The sequence below is a fragment of the Paenibacillus sp. FSL H3-0469 genome, from assembly GCF_038051945.1.
In the GTDB taxonomy this organism is placed as follows: Bacteria; Bacillota; Bacilli; order Paenibacillales; family Paenibacillaceae; genus Paenibacillus_AQ.
In genome coordinates, this window is record NZ_CP150302.1 from 4,197,988 (window position 1) to 4,222,312 (window position 24,325).

Consider the following 24,325-nt stretch of genomic DNA (forward strand, 5'->3'; position numbering starts at 1 on the left):
TCCCTCCTGATAGTCATTCATTTGTCTTCGGACTGTAACTGCCGCAGATAGTCATCCAGATTGTCGAAGCGTTCACTCCACAGCCTGCGGTAAGCTTCCAGCCAGGCATCCATAGCCTTCAGCGGCTCCGTACGCAGCCTGTAGTTCCGGCGGTTAGCCGCCGCTTCCACCTCAACCAGTCCGGCTTCCAGCAACACACGCAAATGCTTCGAGGCCTGAGGCTGACGGAGCGTGAGCCGCTCGGCGATATCGCCTACGCTCATCGGCCCGTCTTTCAGGATCTCTACCATCCGCAGCCGCGTAGGCTCAGCAAGTGCGCTAAATGTCGTTGTGTCCATCATTTCAGCATTCCTTTAATCAAGCCTTTTAGTATTTCGGGTACATTCAAAATATACCCTAATGGGAATATTCCCGTCAAGGAATATTTTAAAATTGTCGGACGGCTTCTGCTGCTCTTTTGCTTCTCATTACTTGTTGTCTATTCGAGCAGGTTAACGCCTGCCGCTTCCAGCGAAGGAATAAGATATTTATGGTCTATGGGCGATGACATCACAATTAGAATCGTATAGTTCCCGTATTTATCGCATTCATTGCCGAACTGCTCCAAGGCTTGCGTGGAATCGGTCATTACTTTTAACAGATAGTTGTGCTCTCCGCTGATCCGGTAACATTCAACGACCTCCGGAGAGGAGCGGCAGAATTCCATGAAGGCAGTACATTCTCTGGAGTGGAACAGCATATAGGCAGCCGCATGTTTTCCAATCTTCTCCGGTGAGATTATGGTGCGATACCCGCTGATTACCCCATTTTCCTCCATACGTCTAACTCTTTCTGTCACTGCGGGTTGTGATAGGCCCACACATTTCCCGAGTTCCGTCATAGATATTCTCGCTTGGCTCTGAAGATGAAACAGAATCTGCTTATCCGTATGGTCCATTCCATTCAACTCCTTTAATTTTAAAGAACTTTGTGCAAACTGCCTTGTTTTTAACCGCCGGACGGCTATTATAGCTTGGTTGCCTTATGTAATCCGATTAACTTATTTTATATAATATACTTACATTAGTAAAGCAAACCTTGCTTTAACTATAGTGAAAGGATGATAACTGTTGAGTACACAGTATTTGAACACGATTAATCCAGACCGCCTCCCGGCGCGCATTGATAAAGTTATTGAGCAGACTCTTACTGACAAGCGCCTGGCGGGCGCTGTCATCAAGGTAGCGTTAGATGGGAAGCTCCTATATAGCCGGGCTGCCGGCTTTGCAAGCCGTGAACTGAAGCAGCCCATGCGGGAGGATACCTTATTCCGGCTGGCATCGGTTTCCAAGCCGATTACCTCAACAGCTGCTCTGGTACTAGTGGCCCAAGGCCGCTTGCTGCTTGATGACCGGGTGGACCGCTGGCTACCGGAGTTTCAGCCACGTCTGAAGAACGGCAAGCGGGCGGAAATCACGATACGCCACCTAATGACGCACACCGCTGGTCTAACCTACCGCTTCTTTCAGGAAGAAGGCGGCTCCTATGAGCAGGCCGGGGTATCCGATGGCATGGATCAGTCTGGTATTACGCTTGAAGAGAATCTGAAGCGGCTAGCGTCTGTTCCACTCCTCTATACACCAGGCACCGAGTGGAGATATTCTATCGCAACAGATGTGCTGGGGGCGGTGATCGCAAGGGTTACCGGAACCACGCTCAGTGAAGCCATAGATATACTCGTGACCCGGCCACTCGGCATGAAGGATACCGGCTTCCTTGCAGTGGAACCGCAGCGGCTGGCCACCGCTTACGCCGATGACGTTCCGGGCCTGCGGCCTATGGAGAATCCGGACAGGTTGGCCTTTGTAGAAGGAACGGCGGGATTCCGGCTCGCTCCGAGCCGGGCGCTAGACAGCACCGCCTATGCTTCCGGGGGAGCCGGTATGATCGGCAGCGCCGGAGACTTCCTCCAATTGCTGGAGACGTTGCGGAAGGGCGGGGCGCCCCTGCTGCCGGAATCACTGGTCCGCGAAATGACTACCAACCAGATTGGTGACCTCTCCATGCCCTTCTGGCCGGGACGAGGCTTCGGCTTGGGATTCACAGTGCTTAAAGATCCTGCTGCAGCCGATACTGCAGAGTCCCTTGGCACATGGCGCATGGGCGGTACCTATGGGCATTCGTGGTTCGTCGATGCCAAGCAGCGACTAAGCGTGGTCGCCTTCACCAATACAGCACTGGAGGGCATGTCGGGTCCGTTCACGGTTGACCTGTGTAATGCCATCTATGGCAGATTGGACCCGTCATGAACAATACCAAAGAGAACGCCGGGATGAGCAGCAGCACCATTGCTTCCCCGCAGCAGAGCTCCAGTTCTCCTGCTTCCGTACGCCTTCCCTGGGCTGGATTACTTGCCCTGGCGATGACCGGGTTTATCTGTATTCTGACTGAAACGATTCCTGCCGGACTTCTGCTTCAGATCAGCAAGGGGCTTGGAGTCACAGAGGCCATGGCAGGCCAGCTTGTTACCCTCTATGCCCTGGGCTCGTTAGTCGCCGCCATTCCATTGACCACGGCAACACGCGGCTGGAGGCGGAGACCCTTGCTGCTAGTATGCATCCTTGGTTTTCTCATATTCAATACCGTTACTGCCTTATCTTCGAACTATCCCCTGACGCTAACGGCCCGCTTCTTCGCAGGTGTGTCCGCTGGTGTCCTGTGGGGAATGATCGCAGGTTATGCCCGGCGCATGGTACCGGAGCAGTTGAAGGGACGGGCTATGGCTATTGCAATGGCGGGAACACCGCTTGCTTTGGCGTTTGGCGTGCCAGCCGGAACGTTTTTGGGTAACCTTACAGGCTGGCGTAATATCTTTGGCGTCTTGTCGCTGTTCGCTCTGCTGCTGACCATTTGGATACTCTGGAAGCTGCCGGATTATCCGGGAGAAGCTGCAGACAAGCAGCTAAATAAGGTCTTCACAAGGCCCGGAGTGCGGCCGGTCCTGTTTGTAGTGCTGGCCTGGGTATTGGCCCACAATATCCTGTATACCTATATAGCACCGTTCCTTACTCAGGCCGGGCTGCCAGGGATCGTGGATTTGGTGCTTCTTATTTTCGGTATTACCGCACTTCTTGGCATCTGGTTAACCGGTATCTGGATTGATCGTCACCTGAGGCTGTTGGTTCTGATTAGCCTCACTGCATTTGCATTGGCATCTGTCCTGCTTAGTATAGGCAGCAGCAAGCCTTTCGTGATCTATCTTGTAGTTGCTGTATGGGGCTTAACGTTTGGAGGAGCAGCAACGCTGCTGCAGACAGCAATGGCTTCGGCTGGCGGAGAGAGCGCAGATGTAGCGCAATCCATGCTTGTAACCGCATGGAATCTGGCCATTGGCGGGGGCGGTGTAATTGGTGGAATTCTTCTCGAAACAACGGGTGTTATGACATTTCCTTGGGCGTTGTTTGTCTTGCTGGTCCTTTCCTTATGGATAGCAAGACGCAGCAGAACACATGGATTTCCTCCCGGAATCTTGGATAATCATCGCAATAAATAACCTCACCACTCTGCGTCCCTCATTTGCAGCCCTGTATCATTGTCTGCTTAGCGAAAAAACAGCCGGGAATCCATCCTCCCGGCTGTTCAGCTTCAATTCTATTCAATTCCACTCGGCCGCCTTACGGCATTACACTGCACCCTACCCCTGCTTAATCGGCGCTGTGAGAATCATCTTCCCGCGCGGGGTAACGCCCGCGCCATCCGGCTCCAGTGTAACGGCTATAGTATCATAGGCCTTCGGGTCAAACGAATAATACAGTGCCCCGTTTCCGCCCTGTGAGATGAAGGTACCTGCATTCACCGGCGAGTCCCCTTTGATCAGCCATACCTGATAGACCTCGGTGCCGGTAAGCTCCGGCAGATCTTCTGCCTGAAGCACAAGGTGGGTGCCGGTAGGGTCTGCGACAATCGTTGCTGTACCCTTGGCGGTAACCCCTTCTCCCGCCGGACTTAGCGCTACCGCCTCATTCACCTTAAGCCCCTGGAGCGGTCCGGTGCCGGAAGCCAGCTGCTGCTTCAGCTCAGACACATTGCCGCGCAGCTGGCCAGTGTAGACGACCAGGAGCAGCACAGCCACAGCCAGTCCAAGGCTCAGGTACCCCCAGAACCGGGTTCTCTTGGGCTCCGGGATGCTTAATTGGGGCAAACCCTGCTCTGCCGGAGGAGTCCTCGCTGGCTCATGCTCCGCAGCTCGCTCTGCATCAGGCTGGATATTCAGCAGACGGGTCTCCGGCCGGGCTGCCGGTGCGCCCGCATTCCCGGATTCCAGCACCCGTGACAAGATGCGCTCCTTCATGCCGGAGGGCGGGTCTACGGGCACAGAGGCAAGCGGAAGATGGTCCAGTACCTGGCGGTATTCCTCCACCAGCTCCCTGCATTCCGCGCATTCTGCTGCATGGGCAGCGAATTGCTGCATTTCCTCCGCCGTCAGTGCGCCCAGCGTATATAATTCGGCCAACTCACAGAGTTCCTCATTGTGTTCACTCATGTGCATGATCCCTCCTTCCCCAGTGCCGTAAAGATTTGTGAAGCTGCTTCATCGCCAGCCGGACTCTTCCCTTGACCGTTCCCAGCGGGATTGCCGCAAGCTGGGCTACCTCCTGCTGGGTGTAGCCCTGGTAATAGATCATATCCATTACCTGCTGCTGGTCGCGGCTTAATCCCAGCAGCGCCTCCCTGATCTCTTCCCCCGCCATCTGCAGCTCAACGAGATCCTCGGTGAGCGCACTGTGGTCCTGAACCTGCTCCAGATTCCCGGAATCGGCCGATTGCCGCGGCAGCCTGGCGTCCCGCTTACGGAGATAATCAATCGCCAGATTGCGGGTCACTGCGAACATCCAGGTCAGCAGCTTGCCCTTACCGAAGTCAATCTGCCCCGCATTCTTCCACAGGCGCAGGAACAGCTCCTGCATAACCTCCTCGGCAGCCATCGAATCCTTCACGATCTGGTAAGCAAAGCTATAAATGACCCGTTCATACCGGTCATAGAGCAGTTCGAGGGCATTCGAGTCTTTCTGTGCAATAAGCAGAATTAACTGCTTATCGTCAGCTGTGTCATTCAATTGCCATCCCCCATTCAACAGAAAATATAGTAGTGCCAGTGGTTCCATGCTGAAAAACCTGCGTCCACTGAGTATAACCGCTTTGCACAACCGTCTCAACCTGCCGGCCTGACGGGTGCAGGCATCCGGCAGCTGTTATTGAAGCCCTGCCCGCTTCCATATATGATAGCTATATCATATCCGCAAAGGGAGGATTATTTCCGTGGCCGTACTGATTAATGAACAGATTAAGGCAGCCGAGGTCGAGCTGACCGGGCTGAGGGGCGAGAAGCTCGGCACCGTATCCAGAAGCGAGGCTCTGTCCATGGCCAGAGCCGCAGGGGCCGACCTGGTCTGCACCTCGCTGATGAGCAGCCCGCCACCCTGCAGCCTGGTCGCCAAGGGCAAAGGCAAAGCGGCTGCGCAAGCCGCACGCAAAGGCGATACCAGTCGTCCGCAAGGCGGCAGCAATGAGAAGGTGAAGGAGCTGCGCTTCACCGCTCATATTGAAGAGCATGACTACGACACGAAGCTGCGTCAGGCGGACAAGCATCTGCGCTCCGGCAAGCCGGTGCAGCTCGTCGTGAAGTCCTCCGGCGCCAAGGAGGCCGCCGCTGCGAAGGCAGTGCTGGAGCGGCTCGTGGCCGATCTGAAGGAGGCCGGAACCAAGGCCTCCGGGCTGCAGACCAGCGGCAAGGGCGCACAGGTACGGATAAATCCGCGTACTTAAGTTGTCTGATCAAGGCACCCTTAAGCCTGAATGATGTGCGGGTTCAGAACTGGCTGGACTCTACTTCTGTTGCACTTTATACATTAGCTGACCCCGAAATTGGTCTAAAAATTGATTCTATTGCACTCTGTACAGCAGAATCTGGACAAATAAGGGCTTTCGGGCAGAATTCAAGAAAACCATTGTATAAAATACAACAGATGATTATTTAGCTTAGCTAAGCCCGAATTCTATTGCAGAAAATACAATCAGTCTAAAAAAGTGCTGCAATGCCGCGTGAGACAGCGATAGGGAGTCCTGCTCATACACAACAGGTGCCATCCTATAAGGACGGCACCTGTTACTAAAATACGGCTTAGCAAGCCGTAATCTCTAATCTTCCGGTCTTCTTCCACGCTTCTTCCAATTATATATTCCGCGCATATCCCTCGTCAGTTCATCGCCCGCCCGCTCAGCATATGGTCATTTCCCGCCTTGAAAGCCCGCTCTACAAACCGCTCCTTCGTCAGCACATGCAGCAGTTCCCCGTTGCAGTCCTCATAATCGCCGGTCAATCCGGCCAGCTCCTGCTCCACCCGGAAGCCCAGCTTCCGGAGCACCCCGAGCGACGCGGTGTTACGCGGATCTGCCTTGGCGTATAGCTGCTCCAGTCCGATCACATCGAAAGCGTAGTCCGCCAGCGCCGCAGCGGCTTCGGTAGCATATCCCCGGCCCCAGTGTTCACGCCCGATCAGATAATACAGCTCTGCATCCGGCGCCCTGAACTCCAGCACACCGGCCCCGCACCAGCCGATCAGCTGCCCGGTCGCCTTATCGCAGATGGCAAATGAATACTTGAACGGCAGCTCAAACGGCGTATGATAGCTGAACATCAGCCAGCGGAACATGCCCTCATACTCATGCCTCGGCATGACCTCCATATGCATGAAGGCCAGCACCTCCGGGTTCTGCATGAGCTCGAACGAAGCCATCAGATCACTTTCTATATAGGGACGGATGATTAACCGCTCTGTTTCGAGCTTCATCCTGGACAATGCCAGATTCATAATACACGTAACCTCACCTTCAAGTTCTATCTGCCACCCAGCATAGTTCAGGCGGAGATAGTCCACAAGGTAAAAGATAGTTTAATCCGTTTGCCCCCTGCCGTTATTCCACAGCGTACGGAAGGAAGGGCAGTCCCGGATCAGGGAATCGAAATCCCCTTCCCCCGCCAGCCTGCCTTGCTCCATGACCAGAATTTGGTCCACGCCGCTGATGAAATTCAGCCGGTGTGCGATAATCATGACCGTCTTATGCCTGAACTCTGCGAATACCGTCTCCATCAGGCTGCGCTCCGTAATATTATCCAGGGCCGATACCGGCTCATCAAGGATGATCAGGTTCCGCTTCTGCAGGATCGCCCGGGCAAAAGCCAGCCGCTGACGCTCCCCGCCCGACAGCTTCAGCCCGCGCTCCCCAACCCGCGTCTCCAGCTTCTCCGGCAGCTCCAACACCTTCTCCTTCAGGTGAACCTTATCCAGCACCGCATACAGCTCTTCATCCGGAACGTCCTGCTCAAACACCATGTTGCCCCGGATGGTGGTGTCGAAGATCGGACTGTCCTGCGACAGATATGAGATGTGATCATAGTAGCTGTCCAGACTCAGCTCGTCGATATCCGTGCCGTCGACCAGCAGCTGGCCGCCGTTTTTTTTGAGCAGGCCCGTAATCAGCTTAATAACCGTTGACTTGCCGCTGCCGCTTAGTCCGACCAGAGCCACTGAGGTTCCTGGCGCAACCGAGAAGGACAGCCGGTCCAGCACCTGTACCTCTCCGTAGCTGAATGTTACATCCTTGAATTCAATGCTGCCCTGTAGCTGCGCAAGCGCCTTGCCCTGCTCCAGATTCCGGTCCTCCGGGGCATTCAGGAAGGCCTCGAACCGCTGATAGGTGACCCTGTTCAGCTTATAGCCGACGAATAATACGTTGAAGATGGCGATCGGCGTATAAATTTTCTCAATGAACATGAACAGCGCGACCATGACCCCGACAGAGGCCTGCCCGGACACCACATTCTTCACGCCGTACAGCAGCACAACCACCTTAATGACCGTAATGAACAATTCGAATAAGGCGAAGAAGGATTCATGAATCATCTGCAGCTTCGCGCTCTGCCTGATGATCTGTTGTGCGGCCCTGTTCAGTCTGCCGATCTCCTGCGCGTACTTCTTGTTGGTGCGGAAGACGACCAGCTCCATGAAGCCGCGGACCCCGTACCGGGACATGGCCTCCTGCTGCATAAGCACCGATTCCTTGATCCGGTAGAGAACTTTGAGCAGAATATTCGTTAACAGGAAGATAACCACGTACCCGCCCGCAATCACCAGCATGATTCTGGTGTCATAGTAGCTGATGAAGAGCAGGCTGAAGAGAATCGTAGGCAGCAGCTCATGCAGCGTGTGGAGGACAAAAGAAAACAGAATACTGTTCCCGGCAGCCGCGCCGTTCTCAATCACCTTAATCATCTGGCCTGTGCCCATGTTCTGATAGGCGGAATAATCCATTCTGGAGATTTTGGACAAGGCCATAATCTTCAGTCTTTCTGTGATGCTGCTCGATAGATAAGCGCTGGGATATTCATCCGCATAATTCAGCAGGACGTTCAGGCCGAGCAGTATCCCGTAGACGACTACTCCGTAGAGGATTTCACGGAAGCCTGTTCCCGCCACCGCCTGATCCAGAATCTTCTGGAAGACTACAATACCCAGGCTGCTTAAGAGCTGAATGGCGAAGCCGAGACCTATATACAGTGCGGCCCACCCTCTGAGGTGGACAAGACATTTTTTTAACATGATCACAATCTCCAATCTTATTCATAAGAGTATGGCAAAAAGCCGGGAACTCTCCTCGCCACTCCGCGCCAAAGACTCCTGCCTCAGCAGTATAGTCTTCAAGCGGAATAACTCAGTGTCCCGGCTCACAAAGAATGACCTTCCAGGCACCGTTCAAGAATCCAGTTAGCTGTGACCAAGAGGACAGACCTCCCCCTTGGTGGCTGGTACGCGTTCTACCCAGCCCGATAACTAGTTCCTTGCAACGGTACGGAATGGCATCCATTTCACCTCTTTGATAAGATTGACTATCATTGTATGCTTCGGGCAGACTGGCCGTCAAGCCCTAGCGATTAGTCTTTTTTGCCGCATCCGGATCCGCTTCGGGGCTGGCATCTGAAGCGGAATCCGCTTCGGCGGCTTCTTCTGCATCCTCGCTATCCTCGTCCGCAGCGGCCAGCGCCGCCTTCTCACTGCGGCTCCATTCCAGGAATTCGATGGTATCCTGATCCTCAGGGTCCAGCTTATTCGCCTTCTTGAATGCTTTGATCGCCTGGTCGTACTCGTCCAGATAATAGTGGGCGTAGCCGACACGGAAATGCCACAGCGGGTCTTTTTTACCCTGATCCGCCGCCTTGTTGAACCATTTAAGCGCTTCCCGGTAGCGGCCCAGATTGTTGAGCGCCCGGCCCAGATGAACCGCCAGCTCCTCATCGATCAGCGGTGTCGGCACCTCTTTGATGCGGGATACGATTTCTTCATATTCGTCCGCCTCATGCCAAGCGTTCAATTGCGCGATTAATTCTTCTCTCATTACCCATAGCCTCCCGGTTAATAGTTCCAAGTTCTCTTAGAGATACTTTATCATTTTCACACCAAGTTTCCCACTGTTGCCGTGCGTTAGGCAGGGATGATGATCCGGAAGACCGTTCCCTTGCCCTTCTCGCTGGTGACCTCAATACGCCCCTTGAGCTTGTTAATCGTGTTATACGCCATGACCATTCCGAGCCCCGTTCCATCCGCCTTGGTGGAGTAATACGGCTTGCCCAGGCGCGAGATCTCATCCTTCGTCATTCCGACACCGGTGTCGCTGATGGTAATGATAATATTCTGCCCGCTTGCGAAGACACTAATGGACAGGACGGCATCCTCCACCCCCTCCATCGCTTCAATCGCATTCTTGTACAGATTAATCAGACATTGCTGCATCTCATTACTGTCATAATGGGTGCTGAGCGGATTGTTGAAGCTGAATTCAACCGCAACCTTGTGGATCGTGGCATACGGCAATATCACATTCTTGGTGTATTCACATTCTGCCATCAGGTTGGAGTAGACCCGGCTCGCCGACTGCGGCTTGGCAAAAGACAGATAATCGCTGATAATCTTCTCCGCCCGGTTCAGCTCCAGCAGTGACAGCTCAACATACCCCTTCTCTTGCGGGGTTAGGTTCTTGGAGAGATTAAGCAGCTGCAGGAAGCCGCTGGTCACGGTTAACGGATTGCGCATCTCATGGGAGACACTGGCCGCCAGCTCACTGACCACGTTCAGCCGCTCCGACTGCATAATCCGCTCACGGTTCCTGAGATTCGCCAGGATCTGCTCCAGCAGGATCATCAGGATCGCCATGACCACCGCATGCGTAGTTAAGGCATAGAAGGCGAGCGTCCAGAACTGGGTATCCAGCTTATCCATGATCTGGCCCAGAATGATCAGATAACAGCCCATAGTCAGCACCACGATGGAGGTAGCCCACAAGATCCGTCCCTTAGGCTTAGAACGGAGAAATCTGGAGCTTATAGAAGGAACCAGGATGAATACTGCTGTCGAAAAAAGTAAGGACTGGACGGTTCCCTCACCGCCTATGTAGAAACGGTATACATTCAGAATCACATATAAGGGCAGGGTATGTTTGTACCCTCCATACAAGGCCGCAATGACAAACGGAACATACCGCAGGTCAAAGATGAACCCGGTCTCCAGCCGGATCGGCTTGGCGATACACAGGATCATGGTGGCGGCGATGAGCAGTACAAGAATCTTATGATTGTAGGCGTGGGGCCTGTTCTCGAAGAAAATCAGAAATATCAGCACCGGAAACAGCATAAACAAAAAATTGAGCAGCAGCGTCTCAAACAAGGCTAACTTCCTTTCGGTTCTAATGCTGGTGTCAAGAGATACGTTTGTATTCTGAGCACTATACTTAGAACATTACGCTAACCTGATATTAGAAGTAAAGGAATTATTGTATGCGTTTTTTTCTCCCGGAATTCAAGGATACCCGCAAAAAGTGTCGAATACGTATCCTTTGAAGGCATGAGGCACAGCATTGCATAACTACAGCTACCAAAGGAGCGGGTATCCATGGCTTTTACCATTAATAACCTGAAAGACAATTCCAACGTTGTTATTAAAGAGCAGCTAGGCGGCTTCAGCATCATCGAATACAAAGAGGATCTCAGCACCACCACCCGCTATGAAGCGGAGACCAACTTCTTCATGAGCAAGAGCAACATGCGCAACAAGCAGCTGATGATTGAGCTGAATAACAATGAGGTGATGCTGAGTGCCGGGGCCATGCAATATATGATCGGCAATATCGAGATGACCTCCGGCATTAAAGGCGTAGGAGGACTGATGCGCAATATGCTATCCGGGGCGGCAACCGGAACCAGTGCAGTCAAGCCGCTCTACAAGGGAACCGGAACGATCCTGCTGGAGACCACCTACAAATACCTCTGGCTGATTGATGTGGACAACGACCATATCGTGATCGATGACGGCATGTTCCTGGCTTGCGAGACTACGCTCGACATCTCCGTTGCGGCACGCAAGAACATCTCCTCTGCCGTCCTCGGCGGTGAAGGGCTGTTCAACCTGAGCGCACGTGGCAAAGGGATTCTTGCCCTCGAAGCTCCCATTCCTTCCGAGGAAGCTGTCGTGGTCGAGCTGCAGAATGATGTGCTGAAGGTGGACGGTAACTTTGCTCTCATGTGGTCCAACTCGCTGGACTTCACAGTTGAGAAGTCAGGCAAGACCCGTCTGGGCTCCGCCGCCTCCGGCGAAGGCCTGGTCAACGTGTACCGGGGAACCGGCATGGTCTGGCTGGCCCCGCTCATGAATTACAGAAACAGCCTGCTTCAGGGCACGCCTACTTCTTAATTCTCTCTATTTCTCTCGAAAGGAAGTACCCTCTAATGCCTATCCAAGCAGTACTGTTTGATTTCGGGAGACATTTCGAAGAATTTCAGAATGACGATACCATTATAGCGTTGCTTCAAGATTTGAAGGCCCAGGGAATGAAGCTTGGGGTCATCACCGGAAAAAGCAGACGGGCCTATCAGATATCGGCGGGAGCGCTGGATTTGGACCGTTTCTTTGATCTCTCGATTACTGGAGATGATGTGGTGAAGCCTAAGCCTGATCCTGAGGGAATTCACTCCGCTCTGCGGATTCTGGGTATGAATTATTCCAATGCCATCTTCGTAGGGGACAGCAATGCCGATATTCTCGCGGGCAAAGCAGCAGGGCTGCGGACTTACGGAGTGCGCTGGCTATCGACCTTCCAGAGTCAGACTTACGAGGTTATGCCAGACGGTATTTTCGAGAGTGTTGCCGAATTCCGCCAGCTTCTTAAGCTGGAGAGCATCATTCCAATGACCTACCATTCCAGCCGGCAAGCGGCAGACATTACGCTGCTGGAGCAGCAATGCACTCAGGCGGATTCTATCCAATTGAACTCAGATCTTGAGCATCTCGTCAAAAAAGACGGTGACCATTCCCTGCTCTGCTACCGTGGCGATCAGCTCATCGGCCTGCTTAGCTGGTTCGCTGCCGGGGGCGATGAGGCACAGATCAATGCCATGGTCCATCCGGATTATCGCCGGAACGGTGTATTCCGCAGACTGATAGAACGGGCAACGAAAGATATGGCACCTCTAGGCATTCACAGGCTCAGCTATAGAATTCCAGGAGGCTCAGAGACAGGGATCGGCGCAGCCCTGGCCCTTGGCGCCCACTTCGCCAGATCTGAGTACGCGATGGCTTACGTCCCGCACAACACATCGCTACACCCGGTTGAGGAAGATCTGCGGCTGCTCCCGGCCACACCGGCAGATTGGGAATTCATAATATCCTGCTCCTCCCAGGCATTCGTAGAACCGGAAGATACAACACGCGAGTACTTCACTCAGACGGATGAGCCGGAGCGGGTAACCTATATCGCTTGGCTAGAGAACCGGGCGACCGGTTTGATCCGGGTCAATTATATTAATGAGGATACCGCATTTATTCATAACTTCTGTATACTGCCTGCTTGTCAGGGTCAGGGAATTGGCGGGAAGGTGCTAAGGCAAACCGTCAGTATTCTATTGCAGAAGCCTTATCCGGTAATTCGCCTCAGCGTAGTCACCGAGAACGTCCGGGCTTTGAACCTCTATCTCCGTGCCGGATTTGAGATTAACTCAGAGTACAGATATTACAGCGGCAGCCTGTGACTTAAGCCCAAAAAAGATCCTCTTTCTGATTAAGAAAGGGGATCTTTTGCATGCGGGCTCCTATATCCTATATCGCATTCTAAGACTTCTGCTTACCCGCAAGCTGCTCCTGGGCCAGGCGCACCATCTCGCGGACCATGGAGCCGCCGATTCTGCCGCCAATCTGTCCGGCCGACCCGGTGGTCAGCTTGCCGTTATTTCCGGCTTCCAGTGGGATGCCCAGCTCTTTGGCTACCTCGTATTTCACATCGTCCGGATGATTCGGATCCACGTGATATCCTTCCTGCCGCATAACCTCTGCTTTGAACGTCTGCATTCCCTGGGCGGACCCTGGTACAGCATATTTCCTGCTTCTTCTCGCCATTTACGGACACGCTCCCTTGCTGTCTTTCCTCTAAGTTGCCCAGGAGCGCGTGTCTTCATTCCCTGCCGCCCTTTAAGACTGCATCCCGTCCTCAATCCGCTGCATGAATTCTTCCACCGCACTGTATCCGAGCTGCTTGAGATACCAGTTGTTCGCAGCCGCTTCAATCAGACCGGCTACATCACGGCCCGGCTGAAGCTGGACCTCGATATGCGGGATCTGCACCCCGAGATATTCGGTGAACTGGGGCACCAGCTCCAGCTCATTGTTGAGTGAATTCTCCTGCCAGGGGGCAAGCTCAATATCGAGCACGATCCGTGTCTCATCCTGGAACGCCCGCCGCCCGTACTGCCGCACGACATTGATCAGGCCAATGCTGCGCAGCGCCAGGAATTCACGCGTGGTCTCATTATGGGTTCCAAGGAGCGTCGCCGGACCCAGCTTCTTCAGCACCACAATATCATCCGCCACGAAGCGGTGGCCCCTGCGGATCAGCGTATGTGCCGTCTCGCTCTTGCCGATCCCCGACTTGCCACGCAGCAGAATACCGATCCCCGACACGTTAACGCATACCCCGTGGATCGACAGCTCCGGCGCCAGCGTCTTCACCAGGAAGCTGTCCAGCTTGGCAATGAATTCGGTGGTCACCTCCGGCGTCCGCAGCAGCGGAATGCCCTCCTGGTCGCAGAATAGCGTCAGATAAGGAATCTCCTGCTGGCCGCTGGTTACGATGAAGCACGGCGGATGATATTTGACGATGTTGCCGATATGCAGCATCCGCTCCTCTACACTCAGCGTTAACAGGTAGTTAATCTCTTTACGTCCAAGGACCTGCACCCGCTCCATCGGAAAAAAATCAAAATAACCGACAAACTCCAGACCCGGTCTGTGCGTCCTTGGACGGGTGATGTTACGGTCCATCCGGCCCGCTCCCGCAAGCACCTCCAGATGGAATTTCTCTACAAGACTCTGCACGCTAATAGATTTCATTTGCTCCCCTCCCAATCCAATATTTTCCGATAGATTTATCTAAAAATCTTGTAATCTGCACACGCTAATTATATATTAAAAACAATATATAAGACCTAAGACCCACAAAAATCAATAAATACTATTAAAATCAAGAAGGTGTAACATATTGGCTTTAGCCTCTTGGATCGACCTGATTATGTGCTTCCTTCTGTTCCTGCTGCTCATCTATATCGTGGCCACGGTCACGATTACCAAGCTGCACAAGGTCTATTTAGGGTTTCATTTCGCCATGCTGATCTGGCCCTACTGCCAGTTTGCCATCCGGACCGTTGATGATCCTCTCTATCAGCTCTTTTATGTGAAGCTTGCCTTCGTGGATGCTTCCCTGCTGGGCCTGGGCTGGATCTTCTTCACGATTCTGCTCGCCGGACAATCCCAGTTCCTTACTAAAAGAATGGTGTCCGCGCTGGTAATCCCTGCAGTACTGACATCCGTTGGAGTGGTGCTCAATCCTTATGGATGGTTCGTCCGTCCGGTGAACGGCGGATACGTGGAGCGGACCTACGGACCTATTTTCTGGTTCAGCATGGCCTTCCTTGTCATTGATGCGCTCATATCCATGTATGTCATATACGTGGCTCTGACCTCTAACCAGGCCGCGCGGATCAAGAATCAGGTTATGTACATGCTCAAAGGCATTACGGCGCTGTGCGTCTTCCTTATGATCGACGTGCTTCTCAATGTCATTCTGGATGACTATTTACCGGTAATTCCGGGCTTCACTTCACTGGGTATAGTGGTGTCGGCTACGTTCTTTGTGATTACAATCCACCAGGACAAAGTATTCGATATCGTAACTATCGCCCATCAGGATATTATCAATACCATGGAGTACGGAATTCTCGTGCTGGATGACCAGGAGCAGGTCGTGGAGATCAATCATGCCCTGCATCCCTATATCCCGCTTGTGACGGGTGCGGCGTTCAATATAAGCAGCTATCTGCCGGATGACCCTGCCTTGAAGATCGGGTCCTTCCTTGAGAAATACCATGAGTACCCGCTGGAGACGGCCGAGCTGGAAATTCTGCATCCCGTTATCCAAATGGTTGTCAGTATTCATGCAGCGCCGATCATAGTGAGCGGCAGCCGGGTCGGGCGGATTGTCACCTTCCAGAATGTTACCGAGATCCGGCGGCTCATCGATGAGACGAACCAGCAGAATGCCATCCTGAAGGAACGCAACGACTCGCTGGTGAAGGTACAGGAGGAGCTGTTCCAGACGAACGGCAAGCTGAGGAAGCTGGCGATCACGGACAGCCTGACCGGCTGCTACAACCGGCATTATCTGATGCAGCAATTGGAGCAGGAGGCGCTTCGGGTCAGCGGTACCCGGACACCTTCGACTATTATACTGATCGACATCGATTTTTTCAAAAAAATCAACGACCAGCACGGCCATCTCGCCGGAGATGTGGTCCTGTGCAGCACGGTGGAGCTGCTGCAGCGCAGCCTGCGGCCCTCCGATATCCTGGCCCGCTACGGCGGAGAGGAATTCATCATCTATTTGCCGCATACGGATGGAGCCGAGGCGCGGCGTCTGGCCGAGCAGCTCAAATCCGGGGTTGAACACAACACCATCCATATCGATTATATCGATGGGCCCGTGTCCATCACCATCAGCATGGGGCTGCTCAGCATCGCCGAATTCAAGATCCCGCCTGCCATGGATGCGACCACCTACCTGAACGACCTGTTCAAGTCTGCCGATAAAGCCTTGTACGCCGCCAAGCATCAGGGCCGGAACCAGATTGTTGCGGCGGAGGTTTAATTATAATCAATCTTTCTCTATACATCTGTGTTTCTCCCCTAGGATAATGAATAGCAGTTGGAGCCATTCATAAAGGGGACGCTGCCAGATGAACCATGATCATCTTATCCGTGAGATTAACCAATCCTACCCGTTACGTATTGAGCAGATCAAGCTTCACCGGGAGATGATTGGCTCGGTTTATTTGGCAGAAGGCGGGAATAAGCGTTATGTGCTCAAAATATACCGCAGCTTCAAAACGGCCGATGCCATGCAGTCTCTTCGAATTCTTGACTACTTGCACGCTCATTCCTTTCCGGCTGTGACGGTGCTGAGAACTGTCAGACAAAAGAGTCACATTCTTCTTGAAGCCCCGGAGGGCCGGCAAAACGCTGTGCTCTTCGACTATGTAGAGGGTGACAATCCTGATGGATTTGCCGAAGCGGAGCTTATCGGTTACCAGACAGCCGAGCTTCATAAGCTAATGCAGAATTACCCTGGAGAACAACTGATTAAGCGGACAAAAAATGAATATATTGATGATTATCTCTCTATTATGAGCGAACTGGACTGTGATTCAAACTCCGTGGCTGCTCTTAACCAATATGGAAATGAATTGTGGGGCCGTATGTCAAAGCTTCCACAGGGCTTTTGTCACGGCGACCTTCATACAGGCAATATGATTAGGAACCGCAATGGGCAATATATCTTTATGGATTTTGATGATGCCTCCGGCGACTATCCCGGCATGGACGTGGCATACATGTCTGACGCAACTCATTTCAATCGATATCAAGACTCAATGTATGATACTACCCAGCGTTTATTCGAACGCTTCTATACCGGGTATTGTAAGGTGCGAACCCTGAGTAACATTGAGATCTACGCGATTTTTGACTTCATTGCGGTAAGGCATTATCAGATTATCTCCCGCATTGTCCGCTGCCAGGGGCTACAGTCTGTAACGAAAGAATTCTGCGATGAGCAGTATGGATGGCTTATGAGATGGCAGGAGATTTGTATGAGAAAACGGCACTAGCCCTAAGCGGCCAGTGCTTTTTTTATAATTTATTTTTTTATTTTTACTGGAACCTTTTTGACTACGCCGCCGTCTATGATCACAAATAAACTACAAACTACTCACGAGGTGACTGGACATGAAGAAGACATTCAAGATGATCACCCTATCCGCAGCAGCCGCTCTGGCGCTCAGCTTCACAGGGCAACAATTCGTCTCGGCTGCAGCCTTCAAGGATATCCATAACGTGCAGGATAAAGACAAGATTATCGCGCTTCAGAACAGCGGCCTGATTAAAGGCATCAGCGCGGACCTGTTCGGCCCGAACCTCAGCATCACAGCAGCCCAGGGGGTGCAGATGATCGTCAGTGCGCTTGATCTGAATCTGGATACGATCCGGTTCGTGAAGGAGCCGCATGCTACCGACTATTTCAAGAATGCCAACGACTCCGCCTGGTATGCACAGGCGCTGATTATTGCTGGTGTGCACGGCTTGGACCTGCCTGCGGATCTGAAGCCTGGTGAGAAGCTGACCCGCGAAGAGTTTACCTATCAGCTCATTGATGCGATGGAGAATACGAACCGTCTGCCGATGATTAAGCCGGTGGTGGTAGAGTACGCCGATCAGGATCAGGTGAAGGTGGAATACTCCGGTGCCCTGCAGCGTGCGCTGAATTACGGTGTCCTGAAGCTGGATAACAGCGGCAAGCTTAACCCGAAACAGGAGATCACCCGTGCGGAAGCGGCAGTAGCCATCAGCAATGCACTGTCTTATCTGAAGGCACATCCGGCACCGGTGGCTACGGACGAGGTGCTTACAGCAGCACAAGCCGTACAGGTGATAAAAGAGGTGGCCCGACCTGCAGCGGATCTGCAAATCAAGATTGATCCGGCGGCCGGCATGTCCCGCGAAGAATTCACCTATCTGCTGATCCATACTCTACAGACCAGCGGGCAACTGCCGATGATTAACGTCATTCCGGTAGAGGTGAAGGACGGCGATCAGATCAATATCCTGAACTCGGGTGCCATCCAGGCCGCCATTGCCTTCGGCTTCGTGGAGCTGGATGCTGCAGGTAACTTCAATCCCAAAGCAGGGATTACCCGCCCTGAAGCTGCTTCTATTGCCGGGAATGCGGCGAACTATCTCAAGGCCCATCCGGCGCCTGATGCTGTAAATGAGTACATCACTGCCACCGAGGCCGTACAGTTCATCAAGGATGCTGCCGGACCTGAGGCGAATCTTCAGATCAAAATCGATCCGAATATGAGCGTGACCCGTGAATCGTTCACGTATCTGCTCATCAACACACTCCAGAGCAGCGGCCAACTGCCGATGATCAAGCTGATCCCGGTGGAGATCAAGGATAATGACAAGATCAATATCCTGAACTCGGGAGCCATTCAGACCGCGCTTGCCCTCAAGATCGTGAAGCTGGATCAAGATGGAAGCTTCCATCCGCAGGACGGTGTCACCAGTGCTGACGCAGCGGCAATGGTCAGCCAGGTGAAGGCTATCCTGAGCGGAAAATCTGCGAAGTAAGCAACCTTCCCTTCATCTTTGCCCCTTCTGCCGTAATGGCAGGAGGGGCTTTTGCTGTATTTTACAGCATCAGCACCATCAGATCCTCATCCAGGTACTCGCTGCCAAGCTTCATCGCCTTCGGCTCTGTGCCGTAGCGGACGAATCCCAGAGATTCGTAGAGTCTTTTGGCCGGAACGTTATTGGAGGTTACGGTCAGCGTCAGCAGCTCCAGTCCCGGCGCGGCCTTCGCCCGTGCTATTAGCTCAAGCATCAGCGCACGGCCCGTGCCATATTTACGGGCTCCTGGATCTACATATACTGCATAGACATGAGCTTTGTGCTGAATCTTGGGCCTGCTCTCCCGGAACAAGGTGGCCATTCCCGCCAGTCTCTGCTCCCCATCCAAGAAGGCACCCAGGGTGAAATGCTCATCCGAGGAGTCCAGCTTAATCCGGGTAGTCTCGATAGACAACTTCGCTTCCACTTCATAGGAGCTTAGAAAAGCTTCCGGGTGCTGCTGCAGCGACTGCAAACGAAGCGCCCGGTAGACTTCGGCATCAGACGGGGTTAACGTTCTTATATGTATCACTCTTCTTGCCCCCTTACATTCCAATTTTACGATTTGTAGTAAATTGACAAATATCAAAAAGTCCGGTATATTTAAGTTCGTAAAATTATATTTTGCACAATTTAAATGATAGGCTTAATTCGACTCACATCACTTGAAAAGAGGGACTCTTTATGATGACTGTAAGTTTAATTCTTGTTGCCTTAGTAGCACTAGAGCATGTGTACATACTAGTACTGGAGATGTTTCTATGGACCACCCCGAGAGCACAGAAGGCGTTCGGATTGACCCCTGCGTTCTCCCGGGAGACGAAGTCGCTTGCTGCCAACCAGGGCTTGTATAACGGCTTCCTGGCAGCCGGTCTAATCTGGGGCCTGCTGCATCCGAGCGCAGACTTCGGTTACCAGCTGCAGCTGTTCTTCCTGATCTGCGTGGCGGTTGCGGCCATCTACGGCGGACTCACCTCCAAGAGATCCATCCTGCTGATGCAGGGCCTACCAGCCTTCCTGGCGCTGGCGGCTACAATTATCGCACATCTGTAAGATTTGCGGGCTTATCCAGGCAGCTTCCACACTTACCCTCACAGCTTCTGCGCGAACTGATTCAACTGCTCAGACATCGCCCGGATCTCCTCAATGAAGCTGGACATCTCTTGCGTTGAAGCTGCCTGCTCTTGTCCCACTGAGGCAATCTGACCGATGGATTGGCCGATTCCCTTCATCGCTGTCTGGATCTCCCGCAGGGTGTCCCGTATCCGCTGCGCGGATTGCTCGGTCTCCTGTGAGAACTTGCGGATTTCTCTGGCGACAATGTCGAAGCCCCGGCCCTTCTCTCCGGCATGGGCGGCCTCAATGGCCGCATTAATTCCAAGCAGATGCGTCTGGTCGGCAACCTTCCTCAGAACAGCCAGCACTTCATCGCTTTTTTGGACACTTGCAGCAGTGGTCTCAGACTGGACCAGCAGCTTCTGAGAGAAGCCGGCCAGCTGGTTAGACCCGCCCGCTACCTGCATGATCCGCGCATTAGCCTGATTCAGCGACAGTGCCATCCGGTCGGCAATTTCCCGCAGCTCGGTCTGTCTGCGCACCTGAATACAGACCGCCCCGCAGACACGTTCATCCTCTCCATGTACCGGAAGGACCGTACCCACAAATTCGTATCCATAATACTCTTTGGGAACGTTGGCCCTTGAGTATTCATCATTTTTCAGTGCATGATACAGAGGTTCGTCTGCGTGAATAATCTGCCCGGCGCGAATCCCCAGATCAATGGAATCCCCAGGGTAATAGGCGAGAAACTTCTCGGTATCACAGACGGCAATCGAGATATCGTATGGAAAAGCAGCTTTCAGAACGGGCGCGAGATTTATTATATCTTCAAGGGAGCGTACGATGTTTTTCATAGGTGAGGGTCTCCTTTTATTCAGTTAGCTTCAGGGTACTGCGAAATTAAGAGTTAAGTTCGACATGTTGCGACAAACCTCCTTTATTCAAAAATGAATAATTAAAATTTGACCATTGTGATCGCTTTTTCGATTACATTTAGCCCGTGAGCCCTCGACGTGATCAATGTAGCAAAATAGCCGGAGCCCTCAGTTACTACTGACAGGCTTCGGCTTATTGGCGTTCTTTTATTACGCTACACTTGATCCTAAGAAATCCTTCAACCGGTTCAGCTGCAGCAAGTGATGGCGGTAGTGCATCTCAATCAGCAGATACCATTCTGCCGCAGACAAGGGGCCGAACCGGGGATGAGGGGCGGTGCTGTGCTCAGGTGCCTGCGCAAGCTTCGGCAGGGTCTCGCGCATACGCTCCATCACTGTGTTCAGGCCTTGGATCAGCTGCTCCTTGCTCTCCGGCTGCACCGGCGTATACTGCGGTGACGGCGGAACATGAACGCGCACAGGCGGGAAGCTGCCCCCGGCAAAAACCGCTTTACCATCCGGAGTCATCTCTGCTTCCTTGCCCGCCGCTTCCCCGTTCCCGGCCAGACACAGATCGATATTACGGAGCTGCATGTACAGCGCCGATTGTATCAAATGCTGAACCATCTGCCCGAGGGACCACTCTCCGTCAGCCGGCTGCCGCAGCAGCTGCTCCATACTGAAGGTATCTAATTCCATAAGATAGTGATTCGCAGTCTTTTCAAATTGCTGTAAGGCTTCCGTAGTCTTCGTATTCATATTCATAGGTTTCAGGCAGCTCCTTTATTCTTAAGGTCTGACCTGAATATACACAAACGCTACTGACAACGTTATGTCAGTAGCGTTCCAGCATTTTTGCCGCTTCCTCCCGCACAAGCTTCCGCAAGGCTTCCGGCTCCAGGACAACCGCCCCCGCTCCCCAGCCAAGCACCCATTGCAGCAGGTCCCCGGGCTGACGCACGCGGAAGGTCATAAGCCTGCCGTCTGCCCGGTCCTCCACGGCCTCCAGATAAAAGTTATTCGATTCAGCAGCCTTGTCAGCGATCTCGGGATGCACCAAAATGCACACGCGTACATGGCGGTCATCCTCCGGCTGGTACGCGTGCAGATCGAAATCAGCAGGCACTTCGAACCGGTCGTCCAGAACGGTAAGCCCGCTCATTCTGGATAACCGGAAATGACGGATTTCCTGCCGCAGCCAGCACCAGGCGACCAGGGTCCAGGCACCTCTGTTCAGGACAAGTCCATACGGCGAGGCGGTTCGGACACTCCGGTGACTTCCGTCAGCTTCCTGTCTGCCCTTCGTATACCCGAAGCTGATCTTCCGCTGCTCCAGAATCGCGCGGCGGATCTGCTCCATGTACTCCTTGTCCTGTCCTTGCAGCTTATCTTTACTGGTACTCAGCAGCAGGATGCTCTGGCGGAGCCGGGCGGCATTCTCCTTGGTATCACCCGGCAGAATCGCTTCAATCTTCCTGCCTGCTGCGGAAGCCCGGTTACCATACTCCGTATCGAACCGTTGCTCCACGAAATCCGTCCCGATCAGCAGAGTCACAGCCTCCTCCGCTGTGAAGCTGACCGGGGGCAGGAAATACCCCTCTACCAGTGAATATCCCTGACCTGTAGCTCCTACCACCGGCACTCCGGCTTCACTAAGCGCCTGGATATCGCGGTAGATGGTTCTTACACTGGTCTCGAAGACAGACGCCAGATCCTCTGCCCGTACGACTCCTTTGCGCTGCAGCTCCAGTACGATGGCTAACATGCGGTCTGTCTTGTTCATGCGGCGGCTGCACCTCTTCATCCTGAAATCAGTTTATGTATTGATTATACTGATTTCCTGTTCACTTTTCTCCTTACGGCTTCTGATGGAGTACAGAACGAACAGCAGGATGAACCAGAGCGGAGTGAACAGCAGCGCCGGACGCGTCTCATCGGCAAAGAGCATGATCACAAGAATGGCGGCAAACAGCGTCAGAACAGCATAGTTAATCACCGGGGTGAACGGCGCTTTGAATTTGGAAACGGCATGTAAATCCGGGCGGTTCCTTTTATACTTGATATGGCAGACTAGCACAACGCCCCAGACCCAGATGAAGCAAATAGCGCTGATCGTAGTCACGATGCCGAAGGCCTGACCCGGAATGAGCTTGCTGAGCAGTGCTCCGGCAGAGATCACCAGGGTGGAGATAAACAGGGAATTCGCAGGCACATGATTCCGGTTCAGCTTGCCAAGCTGCGGCGAGGCCTGATTCCGTCTGCTCAGATTGTAGAGAATCCGGCTGGTCGAGAACATCCCGCTGTTGCAGGCGGAGGCCGCCGAGGTTAAGACCACGAAATTGATAATTCCCGCAGCAATCGGAATCCCGACCAAACTGAAGGTACGCACGAACGGGCTTTCCGCCGCGCTAAGCTGGGTCCAGGGATTAATGCACAGAAGCACGAAGAGCGCGCCTACATAGAAGAACAGAATCCGCAGCGGAATTTTGTTGATTGCGGACGGGATGTTTTTCTCAGGATTCGCAGTCTCCGCTGCCGATACCCCCACCAATTCCACGCCGACATAAGCGAATACCACCATCTGGAAGGAAAATAAGAAGCCCTTCACCCCGTTCGGGAACACGCCCCCATGCTCCCAGAGATTGCGGACTGACACCGAGCCTGCATCCGTCTTGAACCCGGTCACCAGCAGGACAATCCCCAGGCCGATCAGAGCCAGAATTGTAACCACCTTGATCAGAGCAAACCAGAATTCGAGTTCGCCGAAGCTTTTGACCGTGAGCAGATTGAGTCCGAGCAGAATGATCAGGCAGATCACGGCCGGTACCCACTGCGGAATATCGAACCAGTACTGCACATAGACGCCCACCGCAATCACATCGGCCATCGCCGTCATAATCCAGCAGAACCAGTAGGTCCAGCCCGTAATGAATGCCGCGCGCGGCCCCAGGTAATCCTCAGCAATGTCTGTAAAAGATTGATACCCCGCCTTCGAGAGCAGCAGTTCCCCCAGCGCCCGCATCACAAAAAACACGGCGATTCCCACGATCAGATACGTGAGCATGATGGAAGGCCCGGCCTGCTGGATCGCCTTGCCTGAGCCGAGAAATAACCCTGTTCCAATCGTACCGCCGATAGCGATAAGCTGGACATGCCGGTTCGCGAGCTCTCTTTTTAATTCTGTCTGTGCCATTCCTGTTTCCCCCTTAATGAATTCAACGCTGCAAATAACGCAAAAAAGGAGACTGGATATCATCCAATCTCCCGGTTCATAAGAGGTTCCAAATAAGCTATCTGCCTACGCTGAAGGAAATCAGCCAGGGAAATAGAAATCCGGTACTCTTCTGTCCTTTTGCCTGAGATTGTGAACCCTTCGGCGCTGCGGTCTCCCGCAGTCTCTCCAGAAGCTGCTCCAGCTATAGTGTGATCCATAGCCTTCATAGCTTGCGAATATTTAATTATTTGAAGCGGACTTCATCTAAATATTTGTCAATTCTATTCATAGCCCAGACTTCTGTCAATAACATTAGTTAC

At 53.1% G+C, this 24,325-nt stretch carries 24 protein-coding genes and 1 riboswitch; of the genes, 9 read left to right on the top strand and 15 right to left on the bottom strand.

Going from position 1 to position 24,325, the window contains the following annotated elements:
• Positions 1-17: 17 nt before the first annotated feature.
• Together NSS83_RS18375 and NSS83_RS18380 are read right to left on the bottom strand one after the other, a co-directional pair.
• On the bottom strand, positions 18-338 hold the full coding sequence (locus NSS83_RS18375) for a metalloregulator ArsR/SmtB family transcription factor (protein ID WP_036692208.1): 321 nt from the start codon (positions 336-338) through the stop codon (positions 18-20).
• A gap of 140 nt (positions 339-478) precedes the next feature.
• Positions 479-937, bottom strand: a complete 459-nt coding sequence (locus NSS83_RS18380) for an Lrp/AsnC family transcriptional regulator (RefSeq protein ID WP_076156441.1) — start codon at positions 935-937, stop codon at positions 479-481.
• A gap of 172 nt (positions 938-1,109) precedes the next feature.
• Between NSS83_RS18380 and NSS83_RS18385 the strand changes: the two genes are divergently transcribed.
• Both NSS83_RS18385 and NSS83_RS18390 read left to right on the top strand, forming a co-directional pair.
• Positions 1,110-2,288, top strand: coding sequence for a serine hydrolase domain-containing protein (locus NSS83_RS18385; protein WP_341183388.1), 1,179 nt, complete (start codon positions 1,110-1,112; stop codon positions 2,286-2,288).
• 23 nt (positions 2,289-2,311) lie between these two features.
• The gene (locus NSS83_RS18390; protein ID WP_341348743.1) at positions 2,312-3,532 is read left to right on the top strand and encodes an MFS transporter; all 1,221 of its coding nucleotides are present in this window, start codon (positions 2,312-2,314) and stop codon (positions 3,530-3,532) included.
• Positions 3,533-3,673: 141 nt separating this feature from the next.
• On the opposite strand, the gene NSS83_RS18395 is transcribed toward NSS83_RS18390, so the two are convergent.
• Together NSS83_RS18395 and NSS83_RS18400 are read right to left on the bottom strand one after the other, a co-directional pair.
• The gene (locus NSS83_RS18395) at positions 3,674-4,522 is read right to left on the bottom strand and encodes an anti-sigma factor (RefSeq protein WP_341346214.1); all 849 of its coding nucleotides are present in this window, start codon (positions 4,520-4,522) and stop codon (positions 3,674-3,676) included.
• A complete protein-coding gene (locus tag NSS83_RS18400) occupies positions 4,515-5,096 on the bottom strand; it encodes a sigma-70 family RNA polymerase sigma factor (protein WP_341183386.1) in 582 nt (193 codons plus the stop codon). Before NSS83_RS18400 ends, NSS83_RS18395 begins: the two co-directional genes overlap by 8 nt.
• Positions 5,097-5,298: 202 nt before the next feature.
• On the opposite strand from NSS83_RS18400, the gene infC reads away from it, so the two are divergent.
• The gene (gene infC / locus NSS83_RS18405) at positions 5,299-5,805 is read left to right on the top strand and encodes a translation initiation factor IF-3 (RefSeq protein ID WP_341183385.1); all 507 of its coding nucleotides are present in this window, start codon (positions 5,299-5,301) and stop codon (positions 5,803-5,805) included.
• 431 nt (positions 5,806-6,236) lie between these two features.
• On the opposite strand, the gene NSS83_RS18410 is transcribed toward infC, so the two are convergent.
• The 4 genes from NSS83_RS18410 to NSS83_RS18425 all read right to left on the bottom strand — a co-directional run bounded on the left by NSS83_RS18410 (position 6,237) and on the right by NSS83_RS18425 (position 10,757).
• The gene (locus tag NSS83_RS18410; RefSeq protein WP_341346215.1) at positions 6,237-6,851 is read right to left on the bottom strand and encodes a GNAT family N-acetyltransferase; all 615 of its coding nucleotides are present in this window, start codon (positions 6,849-6,851) and stop codon (positions 6,237-6,239) included.
• A gap of 81 nt (positions 6,852-6,932) precedes the next feature.
• A complete protein-coding gene (locus tag NSS83_RS18415) occupies positions 6,933-8,639 on the bottom strand; it encodes an ABC transporter ATP-binding protein (protein ID WP_341346216.1) in 1,707 nt (568 codons plus the stop codon).
• Positions 8,640-8,964: 325 nt separating this feature from the next.
• Complete coding sequence (locus NSS83_RS18420; RefSeq protein WP_341346217.1) at positions 8,965-9,432, bottom strand: tetratricopeptide repeat protein; 468 nt, start codon at positions 9,430-9,432, stop codon at positions 8,965-8,967.
• An 86-nt stretch (positions 9,433-9,518) separates the two neighbouring features.
• A complete protein-coding gene (locus NSS83_RS18425; protein ID WP_341346218.1) occupies positions 9,519-10,757 on the bottom strand; it encodes an ATP-binding protein in 1,239 nt (412 codons plus the stop codon).
• 225 nt (positions 10,758-10,982) lie between these two features.
• Here NSS83_RS18425 and NSS83_RS18430 point away from each other — a divergent pair, with 225 nt between their 5' ends.
• Complete coding sequence (locus tag NSS83_RS18430) at positions 10,983-11,780, top strand: AIM24 family protein (protein ID WP_341346219.1); 798 nt, start codon at positions 10,983-10,985, stop codon at positions 11,778-11,780.
• Positions 11,781-11,815: 35 nt separating this feature from the next.
• Positions 11,816-13,114: a GNAT family N-acetyltransferase gene (locus NSS83_RS18435; protein ID WP_341183381.1), complete on the top strand. Its 1,299-nt coding sequence runs from the start codon at positions 11,816-11,818 to the stop codon at positions 13,112-13,114.
• 79 nt (positions 13,115-13,193) lie between these two features.
• Here NSS83_RS18435 and NSS83_RS18440 read toward each other — a convergent pair whose 3' ends face one another.
• Positions 13,194-13,478, bottom strand: coding sequence for an alpha/beta-type small acid-soluble spore protein (locus NSS83_RS18440; RefSeq protein WP_341183380.1), 285 nt, complete (start codon positions 13,476-13,478; stop codon positions 13,194-13,196).
• A 72-nt stretch (positions 13,479-13,550) separates the two neighbouring features.
• Positions 13,551-14,468: an HPr(Ser) kinase/phosphatase gene (hprK, locus tag NSS83_RS18445; protein ID WP_076080767.1), complete on the bottom strand. Its 918-nt coding sequence runs from the start codon at positions 14,466-14,468 to the stop codon at positions 13,551-13,553.
• A 148-nt stretch (positions 14,469-14,616) separates the two neighbouring features.
• On the opposite strand from hprK, the gene NSS83_RS18450 reads away from it, so the two are divergent.
• The 3 genes from NSS83_RS18450 (at position 14,617) to NSS83_RS18460 (ending at position 18,818) form a co-directional block, all read left to right on the top strand.
• Positions 14,617-16,278: a diguanylate cyclase gene (locus NSS83_RS18450; protein ID WP_341183379.1), complete on the top strand. Its 1,662-nt coding sequence runs from the start codon at positions 14,617-14,619 to the stop codon at positions 16,276-16,278.
• Positions 16,279-16,366: 88 nt separating this feature from the next.
• Complete coding sequence (locus tag NSS83_RS18455; protein WP_341183378.1) at positions 16,367-17,296, top strand: phosphotransferase; 930 nt, start codon at positions 16,367-16,369, stop codon at positions 17,294-17,296.
• Positions 17,297-17,414: 118 nt separating this feature from the next.
• A complete protein-coding gene (locus tag NSS83_RS18460) occupies positions 17,415-18,818 on the top strand; it encodes an S-layer homology domain-containing protein (RefSeq protein WP_341346220.1) in 1,404 nt (467 codons plus the stop codon).
• A 61-nt stretch (positions 18,819-18,879) separates the two neighbouring features.
• On the opposite strand, the gene NSS83_RS18465 is transcribed toward NSS83_RS18460, so the two are convergent.
• Positions 18,880-19,389, bottom strand: a complete 510-nt coding sequence (locus tag NSS83_RS18465) for a GNAT family N-acetyltransferase (protein WP_341183376.1) — start codon at positions 19,387-19,389, stop codon at positions 18,880-18,882.
• A 152-nt stretch (positions 19,390-19,541) separates the two neighbouring features.
• Between NSS83_RS18465 and NSS83_RS18470 the strand changes: the two genes are divergently transcribed.
• Positions 19,542-19,910, top strand: coding sequence for a DUF1304 domain-containing protein (locus NSS83_RS18470; RefSeq protein WP_341183375.1), 369 nt, complete (start codon positions 19,542-19,544; stop codon positions 19,908-19,910).
• Between the two features lie 38 nt (positions 19,911-19,948).
• On the opposite strand, the gene NSS83_RS18475 is transcribed toward NSS83_RS18470, so the two are convergent.
• The 4 genes from NSS83_RS18475 to NSS83_RS18490 all read right to left on the bottom strand — a co-directional run bounded on the left by NSS83_RS18475 (position 19,949) and on the right by NSS83_RS18490 (position 23,984).
• Complete coding sequence (locus tag NSS83_RS18475; RefSeq protein ID WP_341183374.1) at positions 19,949-20,770, bottom strand: methyl-accepting chemotaxis protein; 822 nt, start codon at positions 20,768-20,770, stop codon at positions 19,949-19,951.
• Positions 20,771-21,001: 231 nt separating this feature from the next.
• The gene (locus tag NSS83_RS18480) at positions 21,002-21,550 is read right to left on the bottom strand and encodes a DinB family protein (RefSeq protein ID WP_341183373.1); all 549 of its coding nucleotides are present in this window, start codon (positions 21,548-21,550) and stop codon (positions 21,002-21,004) included.
• Positions 21,551-21,626: 76 nt separating this feature from the next.
• Entirely contained in the window at positions 21,627-22,574 is a 948-nt protein-coding gene (locus NSS83_RS18485) for a YafY family protein (RefSeq protein WP_341183372.1), read from the bottom strand.
• Positions 22,575-22,607: 33 nt separating this feature from the next.
• Entirely contained in the window at positions 22,608-23,984 is a 1,377-nt protein-coding gene (locus NSS83_RS18490; protein ID WP_341183371.1) for an amino acid permease, read from the bottom strand.
• Positions 23,985-24,125: 141 nt separating this feature from the next.
• Positions 24,126-24,205: riboswitch (glycine riboswitch) on the bottom strand.
• Positions 24,206-24,325 lie beyond the last annotated feature (120 nt).